Annotated in this window: 15 protein-coding genes; 4 read left to right on the top strand and 11 right to left on the bottom strand. The window is 68.7% G+C overall.

Annotation, left to right across the window (positions count from 1 at the left end; all coding sequences use genetic code 11):
• Positions 1 to 58: 58 nt before the first annotated feature.
• From BUE42_RS07470 to BUE42_RS07420, 11 genes are all read right to left on the bottom strand, one after another.
• Positions 59 to 2,872: a tetratricopeptide repeat protein gene (locus tag BUE42_RS07470; protein WP_073463973.1), complete on the bottom strand. Its 2,814-nt coding sequence runs from the start codon at positions 2,870 to 2,872 to the stop codon at positions 59 to 61.
• Entirely contained in the window at positions 2,853 to 4,799 is a 1,947-nt protein-coding gene (locus tag BUE42_RS07465) for a tetratricopeptide repeat protein (protein WP_073463972.1), read from the bottom strand. The genes BUE42_RS07470 and BUE42_RS07465 overlap by 20 nt, the downstream gene beginning before the upstream one ends.
• A 6-nt stretch (positions 4,800 to 4,805) precedes the next feature.
• Positions 4,806 to 5,423, bottom strand: coding sequence for an AraC family transcriptional regulator (locus BUE42_RS07460; RefSeq protein WP_073463971.1), 618 nt, complete (start codon positions 5,421 to 5,423; stop codon positions 4,806 to 4,808).
• Between the two features lie 14 nt (positions 5,424 to 5,437).
• On the bottom strand, positions 5,438 to 6,598 hold the full coding sequence (locus BUE42_RS07455) for a DUF3570 domain-containing protein (protein WP_235002174.1): 1,161 nt from the start codon (positions 6,596 to 6,598) through the stop codon (positions 5,438 to 5,440).
• A complete protein-coding gene (locus BUE42_RS07450) occupies positions 6,585 to 6,821 on the bottom strand; it encodes a DUF4266 domain-containing protein (protein WP_073463970.1) in 237 nt (78 codons plus the stop codon). Before BUE42_RS07450 ends, BUE42_RS07455 begins: the two co-directional genes overlap by 14 nt.
• Positions 6,822 to 6,823: 2 nt before the next feature.
• On the bottom strand, positions 6,824 to 7,342 hold the full coding sequence (locus tag BUE42_RS07445) for a TlpA disulfide reductase family protein (protein ID WP_073463969.1): 519 nt from the start codon (positions 7,340 to 7,342) through the stop codon (positions 6,824 to 6,826).
• A 13-nt stretch (positions 7,343 to 7,355) separates the two neighbouring features.
• Complete coding sequence (locus BUE42_RS07440; RefSeq protein WP_073463968.1) at positions 7,356 to 8,039, bottom strand: outer membrane beta-barrel domain-containing protein; 684 nt, start codon at positions 8,037 to 8,039, stop codon at positions 7,356 to 7,358.
• Between the two features lie 17 nt (positions 8,040 to 8,056).
• Positions 8,057 to 8,860 carry an SH3 domain-containing protein gene (locus BUE42_RS07435; protein ID WP_073463967.1) on the bottom strand — a complete coding sequence of 268 codons (804 nt, stop codon included), beginning with the start codon at positions 8,858 to 8,860 and terminating at the stop codon, positions 8,057 to 8,059.
• Positions 8,861 to 8,873: 13 nt separating this feature from the next.
• Positions 8,874 to 9,518, bottom strand: coding sequence for a hypothetical protein (locus BUE42_RS07430; protein ID WP_073463966.1), 645 nt, complete (start codon positions 9,516 to 9,518; stop codon positions 8,874 to 8,876).
• Complete coding sequence (locus BUE42_RS07425; protein ID WP_235002166.1) at positions 9,515 to 12,451, bottom strand: HzsA-related protein; 2,937 nt, start codon at positions 12,449 to 12,451, stop codon at positions 9,515 to 9,517. The genes BUE42_RS07430 and BUE42_RS07425 overlap by 4 nt, the downstream gene beginning before the upstream one ends.
• A 121-nt stretch (positions 12,452 to 12,572) precedes the next feature.
• The gene (locus BUE42_RS07420) at positions 12,573 to 13,577 is read right to left on the bottom strand and encodes an FAD:protein FMN transferase (RefSeq protein ID WP_235002165.1); all 1,005 of its coding nucleotides are present in this window, start codon (positions 13,575 to 13,577) and stop codon (positions 12,573 to 12,575) included.
• Positions 13,578 to 13,978: 401 nt separating this feature from the next.
• On the opposite strand from BUE42_RS07420, the gene ccmA reads away from it, so the two are divergent.
• Genes ccmA through ccmD form a run of 4 tightly spaced genes read left to right on the top strand, consistent with a single transcriptional unit; the run spans position 13,979 to position 16,165 of the window.
• Positions 13,979 to 14,590 carry a cytochrome c biogenesis heme-transporting ATPase CcmA gene (gene ccmA / locus BUE42_RS07415; RefSeq protein ID WP_073463963.1) on the top strand — a complete coding sequence of 204 codons (612 nt, stop codon included), beginning with the start codon at positions 13,979 to 13,981 and terminating at the stop codon, positions 14,588 to 14,590.
• Positions 14,587 to 15,252 (top strand): heme exporter protein CcmB, encoded by a 666-nt coding sequence (gene ccmB / locus BUE42_RS07410; RefSeq protein ID WP_073463962.1) that lies wholly within the window; start codon positions 14,587 to 14,589, stop codon positions 15,250 to 15,252. The genes ccmA and ccmB overlap by 4 nt, the downstream gene beginning before the upstream one ends.
• Entirely contained in the window at positions 15,252 to 16,001 is a 750-nt protein-coding gene (locus BUE42_RS07405; protein WP_073463961.1) for a heme ABC transporter permease, read from the top strand. Before ccmB ends, BUE42_RS07405 begins: the two co-directional genes overlap by 1 nt.
• A complete protein-coding gene (ccmD, locus tag BUE42_RS07400) occupies positions 15,998 to 16,165 on the top strand; it encodes a heme exporter protein CcmD (protein ID WP_369822955.1) in 168 nt (55 codons plus the stop codon). Before BUE42_RS07405 ends, ccmD begins: the two co-directional genes overlap by 4 nt.
• Positions 16,166 to 16,206: the final 41 nt, after the last annotated feature.

Genomic DNA, 16,206 nt, shown 5'->3' with positions numbered 1-16,206 from the left:
AGCGGGGTTGGGCTCAGCCCGGCCCTTCGACAAGCTCAGGGCGAACGGGGTTCGGAGATCAGCGAATCGCATCGACTGCTCCTTCGCTGCGTTCCGTCTTGCCGTATCTCAAAGGCCGGATCTCGCCCAGCGCCTTGAAGCTGCTCTTGACCCACTGGTCGTAGATGCCGTTCGTCGTGCGCCGCGCGTTCAGCTCGTGCAGCTCGGTGGCCTTCTCCTCGAACGGGTAGGCCTGCTCTTCCAGCATCACGTTGTACTGCTCCAGTTCGAGCTTCGACAGCTTCTTCGGGCGCTGCGAATTGACCAGCGCCTTGCCGAAGTCCTGGTAGAGCGACGCGATCTGGTAGGTCGCCGCGGTCGTCACGTCGGCCACGCCATAGTCGGCCGCCACCGTGTAGGCCTTCAGCGATTCCTCCAGCCGCGCCTTCTTGTTCTTCAGCGCCGCGGCCAGCGGCTCGACCAGCTGCACCTTGCGGTAGCTGTCGGCCACCGGCGCCGCCATCGCGAGCGCCGCGGTCGCGCCGAGGTAGCGCGTGCGGTTCGTGCGCGCCGCGCCACCCGCCTGGTCGACCTGGTAGATCTCCTTCATCCAGGTGAACTCGCGCGCCGCGTTGCCGTCTTCCTTCGCGATCTTGGCCAGGCGGTAACGCGCCTCGACCGAGGCCTCGAACGACATGCCGCCCTGCTTCAGGTAGCGCTCGTACGCCTTGCCGGCGTTCGCGCGCGAGCCGGCCTTCTCGTACATCTCGGCCGATTGCCACAGCGCATCGCGCGCCAGTGCCGGGTCCTTGTTGGTGATCGCGAAGCGCTCGTACTCGCCCGCCGCCAGCGCCCACTGGCCACGCTCGGTGTAGGCCAGCGCGAGCTTGCTGCCGACGTCGGCCTGCAGCGGATGGTTCGGGTAGCGCTTGCGGAAGTCTTCCAGCGTGCGGCTCGCGCCGTCCCAGTCCTTCAGCCCGATCATCGCGGCCGCCGCGTCGTACTGCGCCGGTGCCGCCACGCTCGACTGCGGTGCCACCGTGGCCACGCGCGAGAAGTGCTTCACCGCCTCGACCAACTGGCCCTTGCTGCGCGCCTGCTCGCCCTGCTTGTAGATCGACGCCGCCTGGCGCTCGACCAGGTCCTTGCGGGCCGGGTCGTTCGCCGGCGCCAGTGCCAGCACCTCGCCGTAGGCCTGCTCGGCCTGCTCGTAGTCGCCGCGCTCGAACGAGCTGTGCGCGATCACGGTCCAGGCCACGCGGCGGTTCGCCGGCTCGGCCGGCGGTTGCAGCGCCAGCACCTGCCGCGCGACGGTCGCCGCACGCGCCTGGTCGCCCAGCGTGAACAGCTTCTCGGCCGCGTTCGTCAGCACCGGGCCGCTGCGCTTGTCGGCCGGGTTGGCATTCGCAAAGCGCAGCGCGCTCTCGACGCTTTCCTTCTGCAGTGCCGGCAGCTCGGCCGGCGTCGCCTTCTTCTCCTGCGCGGCGTAGCTCAGCAGCGCGGCATAGCCGGCATCGGCGCTCTTCGCGTGCAGCGGGTAGCCGTAGGCGGTCTTCTCGTACTCGGGGGCGGCTTCCTTGAAGCGCCCGTCCTCGTACAGCAGCTCGGCCAGCAGGAAGTTGTTCTGCGGCGCCTCCGGATCCTTCGGGAACGAAGTCAGGTAGCTGCGGTACCACTTCACCGCTTCCTGGTAGTCGGCGGTCGACTTGCTCTTCTGCGCCTGCGAGTGGTAGTGCTGCGCCAGTTCGGCGAGATTCGTCTTGACCAGCGGCTGCGCGTTCTCCTGCCAGGCCGCCGAGTTCTGACGGCTGAATTCGCTGTCGACGCCGTAGCGCTCGACGTATTCCTTCTTCGCGTCGAGCGCCATCGCGCCGAAGCCGTTCTGCTGGTAGATCGCGATCACGCGCGCCTGCATCAGCGGCGACTGGCCGTGCAGCGGGTCGCGGCGCGCGAACGCGCTGAAGGTGTCGGCAGCGTCCTTCGGGCGGTCTTGGCGCAGGTACAACTCGCCGAGCTGCTGGTACACGCGCCACTCGTAGGCGCGGCGCTCCGGCGTCGTCATGTAGGCGGGGATGCTCTCGGCGCCCTGCAGGTTCTCGAGGCTCAGGCTGGCGACGCGGAAGGTGTCTTCCACCAGCTCGCGGTCGCCGCGCGTCAGGCCCGGCAGCGTCTCGAGCTCGCCTTCGTCCTTGCGGCCGCCGAGCTTCAGGTCGAGCACGCCGAAGAACGGGTGCAGCGCATCGTCGAGCCGCCCCTGCTTGAACAGCGACCAGCCCTGCATGTACAGCGCGCGGTCGCGGAACGGATTCGACGAATCGCCCTGCAACACCGTCGCATAGGCCACCTCGGCCTTCACGTAGTCGCGCGTCGAGAACAGCAGCTCGCCGCGGCGGAACTGCGCTTCGTCGCGGTAGATCGTCTTCGGGTATTTCGCGACCAGCTCGTCGAGCGTCTTCAGCGCCAGTTCGAGATCGCCGCCCTGCTCCTGCGCGCGCGCCAGCTGGTACAGCACGCGGTCGTTGCTGTCGTCCTGCGGGTAGGTCTTCAGGAACTCCTGGTAGCGCGCGGTCGCGGCCTTGTAGTCGGGCGTGCCGTTCGGCGTCTGCTGGCCGGCGGCCAGGCGGTTGTCGGCACCATCCATCTCCAGGTCGCCGAGCCGGCGCATCGCCTCGGCGCGCTGCGTGGCCTTCGGCGCGGCCTTCAGGAACTCGGTGTAGGCGGCGATGGCCTGGTTCTCGTCGGCCTTCACGCCGTTGTCTTCGGCCACGGTGATCTCGCGGCCGGACATCGACTTCAGGGTCGGCTGGTCATCGCCGGGCAGCGTCTTCTTGCCGGCGCAGGCGGCAAGCCCGAGCAGCATCAGCAGCGCCAGACTATGGCTTGGGCGGCGCATTGGCGGGTTCCAGTTGCTTGTTGGCCTGGCTCGCGGCGCGGTCGTACAGCTGTGCGACGGCGAAGCGGGCCTGCGTGGTGTAGTCGACCAGGCGTTCCTTCTGCTGCACGAGCTCGGCCACGGCCAGCTCCTGCACGAACTGCTGCTGCTCGGTGCTCAGCGCGGCCACGCGCGGCAGCAGCGCCTCAATGGCCTTGCCGAGTTCGGCGATGCGCACGGCAAAGGCCTCGAACTTCGCCGGCTCGTCCTGCTGGGCCTGCGCCAGCGCGGCATCGGCGCGGCGCGTGTCGGCCAGCGCCTCGGTGGTGGCGCGCGCGTTCTTGCGGGCGTCCCAGAGGTTCTGCGGGTAGCTCTGCGCGAGCTGCCAGGTCAGCGCGCCGGAGGCCAGGCGGAAGCGCTCGCGCGCCGCCACCGCCTCGGGCAGGTCGCCGGCCTGGTCGAGCGTCGCGCGGATGCGGTCGACGCGCGCCTGCAGCGCGAACTGCTTCTCGTCGGCCAGCGCCGCGGCGTCGCCCTCGGTCTCGATGCGGGCCAGCTCGGTGGTGATCTCGTCGAGCCGCTTCTGCAGCGCCTCCAGCCCGCCTTCGGCCGACTTCGCGCGCACCTTCGGCAGCCGCTCGGCATAGGCCTGGCGGCGGTTGGCGAGCATGTCGCCGAACACGGCCAGGCTGTCCTGCCACTGCAGCAGGTTGCTGCGCAGGAACTGCAGGTCGCGCCAGTTCTTGAAGGCCTCCTGGAACGAATGCTGCGCGAGCAGCGGCGCCAGGTGGTTGGCGTGCGGCATCTCGGGCAGCTCGCCGATGTTCCAGAACCAGCCCATCTCTTCGCCGGGGTTGCGCTCGAGCAGCCCGTCGAGCAGCTTGCCGGCGCGGATCGCGGTGATCGATTGGTCGAGGTTGCTGTTCTCGCGTTCGAACGACGCGATGGCTTCGTTGTAGCGGTCGAGCGACTGGCCGCTCGCGCCGGCTTCGGCATAGGCGTAGGGCACCGCGATCAGCGCTTCGAGCACGGCCGAGTCGCCCGGGTCGCGCAGCGCCAGTTCCTGCCACGGCACCAGCGCCCGCTTCGGCTGCTTCAGCGCGGCCTGGGCCCAGCCGAAGCCGAGCAGCGCCTTGTTGGCCTGCAGGCCGTTCAGCCGCACGCGTTCGAGGTAGATCGTCGCGGCCTCGGGTTTGTTGTCCTGCAGCGCGGCGAAGCCGAGCGCGACGTTGGCCTTGTCGCGCAGGCTGCGGGTTTCCTCGTCGGGCGCGGGCGCCTGGCCGAGCTGGTCGAGCAGCTGGTTGCCGCGCTCGACGTCGTCGGCCTGGCCGCTGCGGATCAGCGCGACGCCGAGGTTGAAGCGCGCATAGCGGGTCGCGTTCGCGCCGCCGGGCATCTTGCTGGGGTCGGGCGCCTTCGCCATCGCCTCCAGCTGCGCCGCGGCGCCGGCGAAATCGTTGCGCGCCATCAGCACGTTGGCGCTCAGCAGGCCGCGCTCTTCCTCGAGCTCGGGCGGCAGGTTCTTCTCGATGCGGCCCAGCGCCTCTTCGGCCTCCGGCAGGAAGCCGCGCTGGTAGCGGATCTTCGCGAGGTAGAACCACGCGCGGTCGCGCACCGCCGGCGGCGCGCCCTTCTCGATCAGCTGCGCGAAGATCTCGCCGGCCTCGCGGTGCAGGCCGTACGACAGCAGCAGGCCGCCGCGCAGGATCTCGGCTTCATCGGTGTGGTGCGAGACGCGGCCGAAATGCTGCGACACCATCAGCCCGGTGATCGACGAGAAATAGCGGCCCTGGTAGAACTGGTACAGCGTCTCGCCGTAGTACGGGTCTTGCACCACATGCGGCGGCAGCGGCTCGGCGGCCTGCGCCGTGCCCGCGAGCAGGCAGGCCGCGGCCACCGGCACCGCGGCCAGGCGCAGCAGGTGTGCGGGAAGGTTGCGAAGGCGCATGGCGGCTTACTGCCAGACCTTGACTTCGAACTCCGGCTGCAGCTTGCCGGTGTTGTCCTTGATCTGCAGCTCGATGTACTTCGGGTCGGTGCTCTTGTCGAACTTGACGGTCGCGCCGCGCTTGTAGTCGCGGAAGTGCGGGCCGCCGCCGGTGAACACCGCGACGATCTGGTGCTCGCCGGCCTTCAGGTTGCCGAGGAACACCCGCTGCACGCCGCCGCGGTGCAGGGCCGTCACCTCGAGCGGGGTGTAGAGGTAGTTCGCGACGACCTTGTCGTCGAGCTTCACCTGCACCGAGCCGAGCTCGAACATCTTGCCCACGTCCATCGACACGAACACCGCCACCTGGGTGTTGGCGGGGAACAGCAGTTCCTCCTCCAGCACCAGCAGGTCGCGGTTCAGGCGGATCACGTCGCCCTTCAGGTCCTGGATGCGGCTGTCGAGGCTGGCGGCCGAGGCCGCGGTGGCCGGGGCAACCGCCGCTTCGGGGGCGCTGGCAGCCGCGGCCGCCACCGGGGCGGACGCCGCGGCGTCGGCCGGCGCAGGGTCGGCCGCGAAAGCATGGCCGCACAGCAGTCCCGCCAGGCATCCTGCCGCCAGCAGGCTTCGACTACGTTTGAACATGGGCGCGGTCTTTCTCAAAAGGTGGCCGAGACGAACAGCTCGAGGACGTTCGCGTCGAACGAATACAGGCTGCCGGTGCGGATGTCGGTGAAGTTCTTGTAGCGAAAGCGCATGAACTGGTACTGCGCGTTCCACTTGACGTCGAATTTGTCGGCGATCTTGCCGGCGCTGTAGGTCGCCTTCGCGCCGATGCTGACGTCGTTGAAGTTGCTCAGCTGCTTGTTGCGCGACACGTACAGCGTCTCGCTCTGCGCGTTGTCGGCGTAGAACAGCGCCTGCTTCTGCGTGTTGTAGCGCACGAAAGCCTCGCCCAGCCACTGCGCATCGAAGTAGCGGGTGTAGCCCAGCTCGAGCGTGTGCGCCTTGATCTCCCAGTTGTCCCAGAAGTAGCGGTACTCGGCGCGCAGCGCGGCGCGTTGCTCGCCCTGCCCGATGTCGCCGACCGCGCGCAGCTTCAGCGCGCGGCTCGAGCGGGTGCGCGGGTAGCGCTCCTGCACCAGCGTGCCGAACACCTGCGCCACGCGGTACGGGTTGCCGAGGTAGCCGTTGTCGGAGATGGCCTCCAGGTTCGCGCTCATCAGCCAGCGCGGCGTCAGGATCTGCGTGACGCCGAAGCGGTAGCGCCAGTGCTGCGCCGTGTCGAACATGCCCTCGTAGCGCGAGCCGACCTGGTCGGAGCCGCGCGACGCGCCGAGGCTGATCGTCGTCATGCCGCCGAACACCTCCTGCGAGACGTCCACGCTGAACGAGTTGGCCTTGTAGTCGGGCTCGTCGCTGGTGGTGCCCGAGACCGAGACCTGCGCGTCGCGGTAGACGTAGTCGGCGCCGAGGCTGTATTCGGTGCGCTTTTCCTTGTAGGGGCTCGCGGTCGTCACGACGTCGATCGACGCATTGCTGACCGAATCGATGAAGTACGAGCCGCTGATCGACAGCCGGTCGGCGACCTTCTTGCGGATCAGCAGCGCCGGGCCGTCGGCGCGCGTGCCGCCGCCGTCGTAGAAGTGGTACATCGCGTCGGCGCGGTCTTCGGGCAGGTCGACGGCGTAGGCGCCACCGGCTGCGGCAACGCCCCCGACGACCATGCCCAGCGCCCGGCCCGCACGCATCAGGTGGTGCGGGCGGCGTGCCAGCGCACGGCGCAGCCGGCGCACCCAGCAGGCGCTAGTTGCAACCACAGCCGCCTCCTTGCACGCCGGTGGCGCCGCGGCCGCTCTCGCGCACGTCGTAGATGTGCTCGCGGTGCTTGTCGGCGAGCGCGTCGCGCGACAGCCGCATGATCGGATCGGCCAGGCGCTCGCGCTCGTACGGCTTCACCCACGGCTCGGGCGCGGCACAGCCGGCCAGGCCCAGCACGGCGAATGCAACAGCGGCAGCAAGTGCTCTGCGTTGGCAGCCCATGGTCATTCCTTCAGCAGGTCGCGGATCTGCTTGTCGTAGAGGTTCTCGTAGCCGTCTTGATAGCCGCGGTGCAGGAAGCGCACGCGGCCGTCGCGGTCGATCAGCACGGTCGACGGCATGCTGTTCAGCTCATACAGCTTGCTGACGTTCTTGTCGGTGTCGAACAGCACCGGAAACTTGACGCCCAGCTTGGTGGCGACGCTGGCGGCATTGCGCGCGTCGTCGTCGACGTTGACGCCCAGCAGCACGAAGCCCGAGCCCTTGTACTTGTCGTACAGCGCGTTCAGCTTGGGCATCTCCTGGCGGCACGGCGCGCACCAGGTGGCCCAGAAGTTCACCAGCACGACCCGGCCGCGCTGTTCCTTCAGGCGCAGGTTCTGGCCTTCGAGGCTCTTCAGCGTGAAGTCGGGCGCCGGCGTCATCGGCGCGGCGGCCTGGGCCGGGGCGACGACGAGCCCGGTGCTCAGCAGCAACGCGGCCGCGGCACGCAGCAATCTGGTGAAGGAGGAGAAAGAACTCATGAAGATGTCTCGATCAGAAGAAGAAGGTGACGCCGCCGGTCAGTTCGAGGTTCTGCGTGTTCTGGCGCTTGCCCAGCAGGTCGAGCGTGAAGATGTGGTCGCGCATGTCGACCTGCAGCGCCAGCCAGTCCTTCAGGAACAGGCGCGTGCCGAGCCCGACGTTGAAGGTCTGCTTGCGCTGGTCGTTGAACTTGGTGCTGCCGACGCCGCCGATCAGGTACAGCGCCGAGGCCTTGGCGGTGTTGCGGCCGAAGAAGATCTCGCCGGGCAGCACGTTCACGCCGATCGAGACGTTGTAGTAGCGCAGCTTCTGGCTGTCGCCGGACAGCACGCCGCCGGGCAGGATCTGGCGGAACGATTCGTCGCTGACCTTGGTCTGGCCGTAGACGGCCTCGACGAAGTAGTCCTCGGTGATGTGGTAGCCCACGCGCAGGCCGGAGACGGCATTCGCGCCGAAGTTCTGCGTGCTGTAGGTGCCGCCGAACAGGCCGAACTCGAAGTCGTTCGACGGGATCTTCGGCACCTTGACCGGCCGGCGGTCGACCTGCGGCACGATCACCTGCTCGTTGCCGGGTTCGACGACCTGCTGCTGGTTCTGGGCCCGCGCCGCGAGCGGTGCGGCGAGGCAGGCTGCCGCCAGCAGCGTTGACGACAGCGTTGAAAACAGCGGCGAGGGGGCAAGGCGTTGTGCGCGCATGGGTGGCTCGCGATCCATCAATTGAAGAAGAAGGAGAAACCGACCGTGCCGGCACGGTATTCGGTCGTGCGGGTGTCGTCGATGAACGCGGTGTAGAGCGTCCAATCGGCCCGCATCACGAAGCGGTCGGTCAGGTGGTAGCGCACGCCGATGCCGGCATTGGCCAGCTTGGCCTTGGTGTCGACCGCGTCGACCAGCGTCGAGTTGGGCACGTTCTTGAACTTGCCGAAGCCGACCGAGAAGAACGGCGACAGCCGCTTGTCGGACCAGGGCTCGACCATCAGGTTGGCATGCCAGAAGTCGCTGCCGGAGAACCGGCCCTGCACCTGGCCGAGCGTTCCTTCGAGCGTCAGCGTGTCCGACAGGCGGTAGCCGGTCCACATCTTCAGCATCGGCTCGCCCTTGAAGCGGCCCCAGCCGGCGCCGAACTCGACGCGGCGGTTCAGGTAGTCGTCGAGCAGCACGTCGCGGAAGGTCTTGGTGCCGCCGGCCTCGGTCAGCGTGGTCTCGAGCTGCGCCCGCGTGACCCAGCCTTCCTTGCCCTTGTCGGTGCGCACCTTGAACCAGTCGGTGTGGCGCAGCAGCACCTCGATCCACTCGCCCTTCTCGGCGATGTGGAACACCGGGTAGCCGCGGCCCGCGCCGGTGTGCATCTCGATGTAGGGGTCGCTGACCTGCAGGCGCTCCGGAGGCGTGTCGGCCGCCGCGGCCGGCAACGCCACCGTGCCCAACGCACAGGCGAGCGCAAGCCCTTGGAGGGCTTGGCGAAGGCGGGCGTTGAAGCGGCGTGGGTGCGACTCGGGCGAGAGAGCGAGGGTCATGCTTGCCTGGTTGTCAGTTTGTATTGCAGGTCCCCGTGTTCGGGTCTGCCGGCGTGAACATGTTGTAGGTCGCGGTGCTGAACTCGTCCTGGCCCGACGGCGACGGGTGGGTGATCCAGTACTCGATCAGCTTGACGTTGGGGTCCTGGTCGTTCGCGAAGATCTGGCCGCCGCCGTGCAGCACGTTGATCAGCAGCGGCTTCGCGAGCAGCCGGCTCTGCGTGGTCGAGCCTCCCACCACCTCGCCCTGCGCGGAGTAGAAGTTCTTGTACATGTCGGTGTCGCGGATCGCGTCCGGCGTGTTGGCCGGGTCGGTCACGTCGAGCGGCGTGGCGCCGGTGGCGATGCGGAACGCGCCGCCGGTGCCGGCCACGGTGTCATGGCAGCCCGAGCCGGCGCAGGTGTTGACGATCGTCGTACCGTTGTGCGTGATCGGCAGCGCCGCCAGGAAGATCGGGTTGATGCACTTCTGGAAGTAGGCGTACGACAGGCGCTGGCCGGTCGCCCCGCTCGGGTTGGTGATCGTCGACGGGTTGCCCAGCGGGTTGCCGCCACCGCCGCAGCTGGCGAGCCAGGCTGCGGCGAGGCAGGCACCCGCGGCGCGCAGCGGCACCCGCCAGGGTGCGCGCGCAGGTGCCTCGGGAGACGCTTGCGTCATGGGGTGGTACAGCCCTTCTTGATCCAGTTGGCGATCGTCGTGTAGTTCGCACTGCCGGCCGGCAGCACCGCGGTCGGCGAGCTCGCGGCGCCCGCCGGGTGCGGGATCGTCGAGGGCCGCTTCAGCAGCGAACTGTTCTCGGGATGGCAGGCGTCGTTGATCATCGTCAGTGTGACATTGAAATCGCCCTCTGCGTCACCCAGCAACACGAGGCGGTTTTCACGGAACGCCTTGCCGGCGGCGATCTCGTCGCTGCCGATGCCCTGGTGGCAGCCGGCCGCGCAGGTGCTGCGCAGGATCGGGTAGACCTCGGCTTCGAACGAAGCCTGGGTGAGCAGCCCGATGTTCTTCACGCCGCCCGCGGACAGGTCGTTGTAGTACTTGCTGCCAAGGTCGATCCATTCGGCCAGCAGGCGCTTCTCGCCCTTGGTGAGCAGCGTCGAGTGGTCCGGGGCACCGGCGGGAGGCGTCGGGTACAGCGTGCGTGCATCGGCGCTGGCCATCAGCGTCGCGCCCGACAGGATCTCCAGCAGGCGGCTCTTGCGGCCCATGCCCAGCGCATCGCCTTCGCTCGCCATCGTGTCGACCATCGCCGGCTCGCGGTCGATCATCGGCACGCCCTCTTCGAGGTGGGTCTTCGGCAGGCCGTTGTCGCCGATGACCGGGTCGCCGATCAGCAGGCGCTCGTACGACGCGTTGCGGCCGGTGCCGGCGATCGTCGCGGTGAGGTCCAGCTTGGTCGGGTCGGCATGGCAGGTCACGCAGGTGCCGGCGCCGTTGGTGCCGCGGCTGACCGTCCACATCGGCTGGATGTGGTCGGGGTAGTTGATGACGCCGTCGGTCGGGGCGGCGGTCAGCAGGTCGTCCTTCGGATCGGTGTTGTTCTTGTACTTGATGCTGATCGCGTTGCGCGGGGTCACGCCAGCCTTGGCCGGGTCGGCCCAGACGTCGGTCGAGACCATGTCGGCCATCAGCTTCAGCAGGTTCGGGTCGAGCCGCGTGCGGGTGCCGGCCATCGTCTCACCCGACTGGTGGGCGCTCGCGAGGTTGTCGAACCAGCCCGACGGGATCGTGTTGGCGACCGCACCGGCGTTCAGCGCGCCGCCGCGGCGCGGGCTGTGGCAGCCGTCGCAGGTGCGGCGTTCGCCCGGGCGGACCTGGATCCAGTTGGTGTGGGTCTGGAAGGCGCGGCCTTCGGCATCGACCACGGCCAGCCCGATCGGGGTGTCGGCCGGGACCTGCAGCTTGAACGAACCGTCCGGCTCGATCGGCGCGTAGCCGAGGATCTGCTGCGGCTCGAAATCGGTCTCGCCGATCGCGGCCCGCACGCCCATGCCCTGGCTCGGCGCCACGGCGCGGAATGCGCGGATGAAGCGCGCCGGTGCGCAGCCGTAGGCCGGGTTGGCCGGGTCCTTCATCTTGACGATGTCGGCGACCTTGGCGCGCGTGTCCTGCGGGTCGGTCGGCGTGGTCTTCGCGATCGCGGTGGCGCAGGTGGCCGACAGGTCGGCTGCCGCGATCACCGGGTCACCCATGCGGCCGAGGCCGTCGGTGTCGTAGACGCTGCGAACTTCGAGCAGGCCGAGCTTCTGGGAGGCCAGCACCGCGTCGACCGGCGTCGGGTCGGTGGCGTTCGGCTCGGCGCGCGACTGCAGCGGCACCGGGTCGGTGTTCATGAAGCCCGCGGGCGGCGGCGCGACCGGCTGCATGCCCTTGTTCGGGTTGTGCGGGTCGAACATGTAGATGGCGTACGGCGGCGGCACATTGTCCTTGACGCCGTCGGCAGCGGCTTCGCTTTCCATCCGGTTGTCATCGGCCAGGCGCGCCTTCTCGGCATCGGTCAGCGTGGCGCAGGGCACCACCTTGCCGTCCTTGGTCACCTCGCACGGGCGGTAGGCGAGCAGCACGCGGTCGGTGCCGTCCCACAGCGGGAACGGCGTCGTGACGCGGCCGAACTGCGACAGGCCGCCGCCGATGCTCAGCGTCTCGGCCGTCGGGTAGTACTGGCCACCGGTCGCCGCGACGCCCGGGTTGGCGGGGGTGTTCTGCTCGGAGTAGTTGGCAGCGTCGACCAGCACGAGGCCACCGCCTTCGCGGGTGCGCGACAGCGGCATCAGGTCGGACGCGAGGAAACCCTTGTACGCGCCCTTCGGGTCCATGTCGCGCGGGTGCAGGAAGCTGTTGCCGTCGCTGTGCGCGCCGTACAGCACGAACATGTCGGTGCCGTCCGGCTTCACGCGGAACACCTTGAAGTGGTTGCGCATGCCGACGTGGTCCCAGCGCGAGAACATGATGTCGCCGTTGGGGCGCACGACCGGGTTGCGGTCATGGCTCTGGTTGACCGAGATCTGCGTGATGTTGCCGCCGGTGGCGTCCATCGTGTGCAGGTTGAACACGCGCTCGCGCTCGTACTCGTCCAGCGCGAAGCGGTCGCCGCCGACGCCCTGGTTGAAGAACGAGGTGGTCTGGCGATTCGAGGTGAAGACGAAGCCCTTGTTCGCCGGCAGGTAGGCCGGGTCGACGTCGTCGCCGGTGGTCGAACTGGTCAGGCGCTTGAAGCTCCCGCCGGTCATGCCGCCCTTCGTCATGTCGTATTCCCAGATGTTCCAGCGCCCGGTACAGGCCTTGGCGCCGTCGATCATCGAGGTGTTGGAGGTCTCGCACTTCAGCGCGAAGACGATCTTCTTGCCATCGAACGACACCTCGGGGTCGGACACGTCGCCGTGGCCCTGGGTGATGTCCTTGGTGATGTTGTGCTCGGGCGCGCTCGGCGAGGATTTCTCGCGGATCATCAGGTCGCCGCCCTGGGCGTACGGCGCGCCGTTGGTCGGGTTCATGCCCATCGTGTTGACGCGCTGCGTGTACGCGAGCGGCACGTCGCCTTCGACGGTGGAGTCGCTGCTGCCGCTGCAGGCGGCGAGCACGGCGGCCACGGTCGCGACCAAAGCCGCTCCCGCGAACCGGAGGCTGCCTCGGACCGGCCTGCGATCGCTCGCGGGGACCTGGGTTGCTGTGGGGTACTTCATCTTCTCGCCTCCGATGTGGCCGGTCGTGTCACTGCCGGCCTGGGTTGCCGGACTGCGGGGCGGCGCCCAGCAAGCCGGAGGAGTAATGCAGAACACCGTCCGCGTCGATCACGATCGCATCGACGCCCTCCTGCGACTCGACGAGCCGCATGCCCTCTGCAAGGCCTTTCACGAACACACTCTTCGACAGGCCTTCGCTGGTGACCCCGTCCTCGGCGAGGATGGTCACGCTGCGCAGGCCGTGCGCGGACCGCCCCGTCTTCGGGTCGATCACATGGTGGTAACGGACGCCGTCGCGCTCGAAGAAGCGCTCGTAGTCGCCCGAGGTCGACATCGCGACGTCTTCCAGCGGCAGCACCGCGACGACCTCGCCGGGGCGGCGCGGGTCGCGCACCGCGATGTTCCAGGGGCGCCCGCGCCGGTCGCCGAGCACGTAGCTGTCGCCGCCGGCCGCCACCACCGCGTGGTGGATGCCGTGGCCGCGCAGGATCGCGGCGGCACGGTCCACCGCGTGGCCCTTGGCGAAGCCGCCCAGGTCGATGCGCATGCCGGGGTGGCCGAAGCGGACGGTCTTGTGTTGCGGATCCAGCAGCAGCTGCTGCCAGCCGATCGCGGCGCGGGCCGCGGCCAGCTCGGCCTCGGTCGGTGCGCGCTGCTCGCGGTAATCGTAGAGCTGGCCGGCGCTGGCGAAGGTGATGTCGAACGCGCCGTCGGAGAGTTTCGAGAAATGCAGCGCGCGCTCCAGCAGGCCGTACAGCTCGTTGCTGAGCGCCACCGGGTGCGCAGCGGCTTCGCGGTTGATGCGCGACAGCTCGGACGACGCCTTGACCGGGCTCATGGTCCAGTCGATGCGCTGCATGTCGGCCATCACGGCAGCAATTGCGGCTTCGCCGGCGGCCCGGTCGTCGCTCCACAGCTCGACCGAGACCGAGGTGGCCATGATGACTTCCTCGCGGCGCAGCCAGCCACCGCCCCGCATGGCCGATTCGGCGTGCTTGGCGGTGCTTGTCAACCTGACTGGCTTGCTGGACACGAGGCCCTCCGGAATCAACTGCACTTCATTCCCTCGGAATCGTTGACCGTCTTGCGGTCCATGTCCTACGCAGGTCACGTGCCTGCATGGCGGAGCGGATCTTCGTCCCGAAAACCCCTGAAAATGTGTCAATAGTTGGCAAACGGAGGGGACCTTACATCCTGTTCCAGAAGAAACGGTGACTCTTTTTGCTCGTCCAGACGAGTTCTGAATCAGATGTGAACGAAGGCAACCGGATGCGGCCGGCCTGGGCCTGCGCGGGCGATGGCGCAGATCGTGCTGTCCCTGATGTGAGGTTTCGCGGGGGCGCCGATACTCCCGGGCTGGGCCTGGCCCCATCACTTGTCCGACCTCCATATCCCGTCCTCCCCTCCTCTCCCCGCCTCCGTCGTTCCCCACCCATGCTCAGTGCCCATCACCTTCGCTGCTCGCGCGGCGACCGGACCTTGTTCGCCGACCTGAGCCTGTCGCTCGCGCCCGGCCGCTGGCTGCAGGTGGGCGGCCTCAACGGCGCCGGCAAGACGACGCTGCTGCGCACGCTGGTCGGCCTGAACCCGCCGGACGACGGCGAGGTGCGCTGGAACGACATCCCGATCCGGGCCGCCGGCGAAGACTTCCGCCGCGCCTGCCTGTACCTCGGCCACCAGGCGGCCGTGAAGGACGAGCTGACGCCGTTCGAGAACCTGCGCCAGGCCTGCGCGATCGACGGCGTGGCGCTGGACGACGCCCAGGCCGGCGAGGCGCTGCGCCGCATCGGCCTGCGCGGGCGCGGCCACCTGCCGACGCGCGTGCTGTCGGCCGGCCAGAAGCGCCGCGTGCTGCTCGCGCGGCTGCTGGTGCGCCCGGCCACGCTGTGGGTCCTGGACGAGCCGTTCGCCGCGCTGGACACCGACGCGGTCGAGCTGATGGGCGAGCTGATCGGCGCGCACCTGGCGCAGGGGGGCCTCGCGATCCTGACCAGCCACCAGCCCGCGCCGTTGCCGGCCGGCGAGACCGTGAGTCTCTCGGCATGAACACGCTGCTCGTCGCGTTGCGCCGTGACCTGCTGCTGGCCGCCCGCCGGCGCAGCGAGGTCGTCACCGCCCTCTTCTTCTTCGTGGTCGTCGTGAGCCTGTTCCCGCTCGGCATCGGGCCGGAGCCGGCGATGCTGCGTCGCATCGGGCCGGGCGTGCTGTGGGTCGCGGCCTTGCTGGCGACGCTGCTCGGGCTGCCGCGGCTGTTCGCAAGCGACCATGCCGACGGCACGCTGGAGCAGATGGCCTTGTCGCCGCGCCCGTTCGCGCTTTTGGTTGCTGGCAAGATCGCGGCGCACTGGCTGCTGTGCGGCCTGCCGCTGGTGCTGCTGGCGCCGCTGCTCGGGCTGCAGTTCAACCTGAACCCCGGCGAGCTGCAGGTGCTGATGCTGGCGCTGCTGCTGGGCACACCGGTGCTGAGCCTGATCGGCGCGATCGGCGCCGCGTTGACGCTCGGCGTGCGCGGCGGCGGCACGCTGCTGGCGCTGTTGGTGCTGCCGCTGTACGTGCCGACGCTGATCTTCGGCGCCGGCGCGGTCGAGGCGCAGAGTGCCGGGCTGGGTTCGTCGGCGCAGTTGTCGATCCTCGGGGCGCTGCTCGCGCTCGCCGTATTCTTCGCACCCTGGGCCGCGACAGCAGCCCTTCGCATTTCAATCGAATGATGGACAAGCAATCAGCCAGCCCGTGGATGCGCTACGCATCGCCCGCCACCTTCTACCCGCTCGCCGGCAAGCTGCAGCCGTGGTTTGCCGGCCTCGCCGCGCTGCTGACCCTCGCCGGCCTGTGGATCGGCTTCTTCGTCGCGCCGACCGACGCGACGCAGGGCGAGGGTTACCGGATCATCTTCGTGCACGTGCCGGCGAGCTGGATGTCGATGGTCATCTACTGCGCGATGGCCTTCTGGGCCGGCATCGGCCTGGCGTTCAACACGCGGGTGTCGTCGATGATGGCTTCGGCGCTGGCGCCGACGGGCGCGATCTTCGCGCTGCTGTCGCTGGTGACCGGCTCGCTGTGGGGCAAGCCGATGTGGGGCACCTGGTGGGTATGGGACGCGCGGCTCACGTCGGAGCTGATCCTGTTCTTCCTGTACCTGGGTTTCCTGGCGCTGCAGGCCGCCATCGAAGACCCGAAGCGTGCCGACCGGGCCGGCGCGGTGCTGGCGCTGGTGGGCGTGGTGAACGTGCCGATCATCTACTTCTCGGTGAAGTGGTGGAACACGCTGCACCAGGGCGCGACGATCTCGATGACGAAGTCGCCGTCGATGGCCATGACGATGCTGTGGGGCATGCTGCTGATGGCGCTGGCCTTCTGGATGTATGCGATCGCGGTGGCGCTTGCGCGGGTGCGCAACATCATCCTCGAACGTGAACGACATGCCGACTGGGTGCGGCAGACGCTGGAGAAAGCATGATGCAGTGGAACAGCGTGGGTGATTTCTTCGCGATGGGCGGCTACGCCTTCTACGTCTGGGGCAGCTTCGGGGCCTGTGCGCTGGCGATGCTTGTCGAGAGTTTGCTGTTGCGCCAGCAACGGGCGGAACTGTTGCGATCGCTGAAGGATCAGCACGAGGCATGAGCTGAGCCCCCAGCGCATACCGCCCGCCGCCCCGCACGCGC

Origin of the sequence: Rhizobacter sp. OV335, assembly GCF_900142965.1 — a bacterium.
GTDB lineage: Bacteria > Pseudomonadota > Gammaproteobacteria > Burkholderiales > Burkholderiaceae_C > Rhizobacter.
Note: the sequence above shows the minus strand (reverse complement) of the source record. Positions and strands in the feature narration are given on the sequence as shown.

Bases quoted from the DNA above. Each gene is read 5' to 3' on its own strand.
- BUE42_RS07470 (WP_073463973.1), bottom strand. From the start codon at position 2,872: ATGCGCCGCCCAAGCCATAGTCTGGCGCTGCTGATGCTGCTCGGGCTT.
- BUE42_RS07465 (WP_073463972.1), bottom strand. From the start codon at position 4,799: ATGCGCCTTCGCAACCTTCCCGCACACCTGCTGCGCCTGGCCGCGGTG.
- BUE42_RS07460 (WP_073463971.1), bottom strand. From the start codon at position 5,423: ATGTTCAAACGTAGTCGAAGCCTGCTGGCGGCAGGATGCCTGGCGGGA.
- BUE42_RS07450 (WP_073463970.1), bottom strand. From the start codon at position 6,821: ATGGGCTGCCAACGCAGAGCACTTGCTGCCGCTGTTGCATTCGCCGTG.
- BUE42_RS07445 (WP_073463969.1), bottom strand. From the start codon at position 7,342: ATGAGTTCTTTCTCCTCCTTCACCAGATTGCTGCGTGCCGCGGCCGCG.
- BUE42_RS07440 (WP_073463968.1), bottom strand. From the start codon at position 8,039: ATGCGCGCACAACGCCTTGCCCCCTCGCCGCTGTTTTCAACGCTGTCG.
- BUE42_RS07435 (WP_073463967.1), bottom strand. From the start codon at position 8,860: ATGACCCTCGCTCTCTCGCCCGAGTCGCACCCACGCCGCTTCAACGCC.
- BUE42_RS07430 (WP_073463966.1), bottom strand. From the start codon at position 9,518: ATGACGCAAGCGTCTCCCGAGGCACCTGCGCGCGCACCCTGGCGGGTG.
- ccmA (WP_073463963.1), top strand. From the start codon at position 13,979: ATGCTCAGTGCCCATCACCTTCGCTGCTCGCGCGGCGACCGGACCTTG.
- ccmB (WP_073463962.1), top strand. From the start codon at position 14,587: ATGAACACGCTGCTCGTCGCGTTGCGCCGTGACCTGCTGCTGGCCGCC.
- BUE42_RS07405 (WP_073463961.1), top strand. From the start codon at position 15,252: ATGGACAAGCAATCAGCCAGCCCGTGGATGCGCTACGCATCGCCCGCC.
- ccmD (WP_369822955.1), top strand. From the start codon at position 15,998: ATGATGCAGTGGAACAGCGTGGGTGATTTCTTCGCGATGGGCGGCTAC.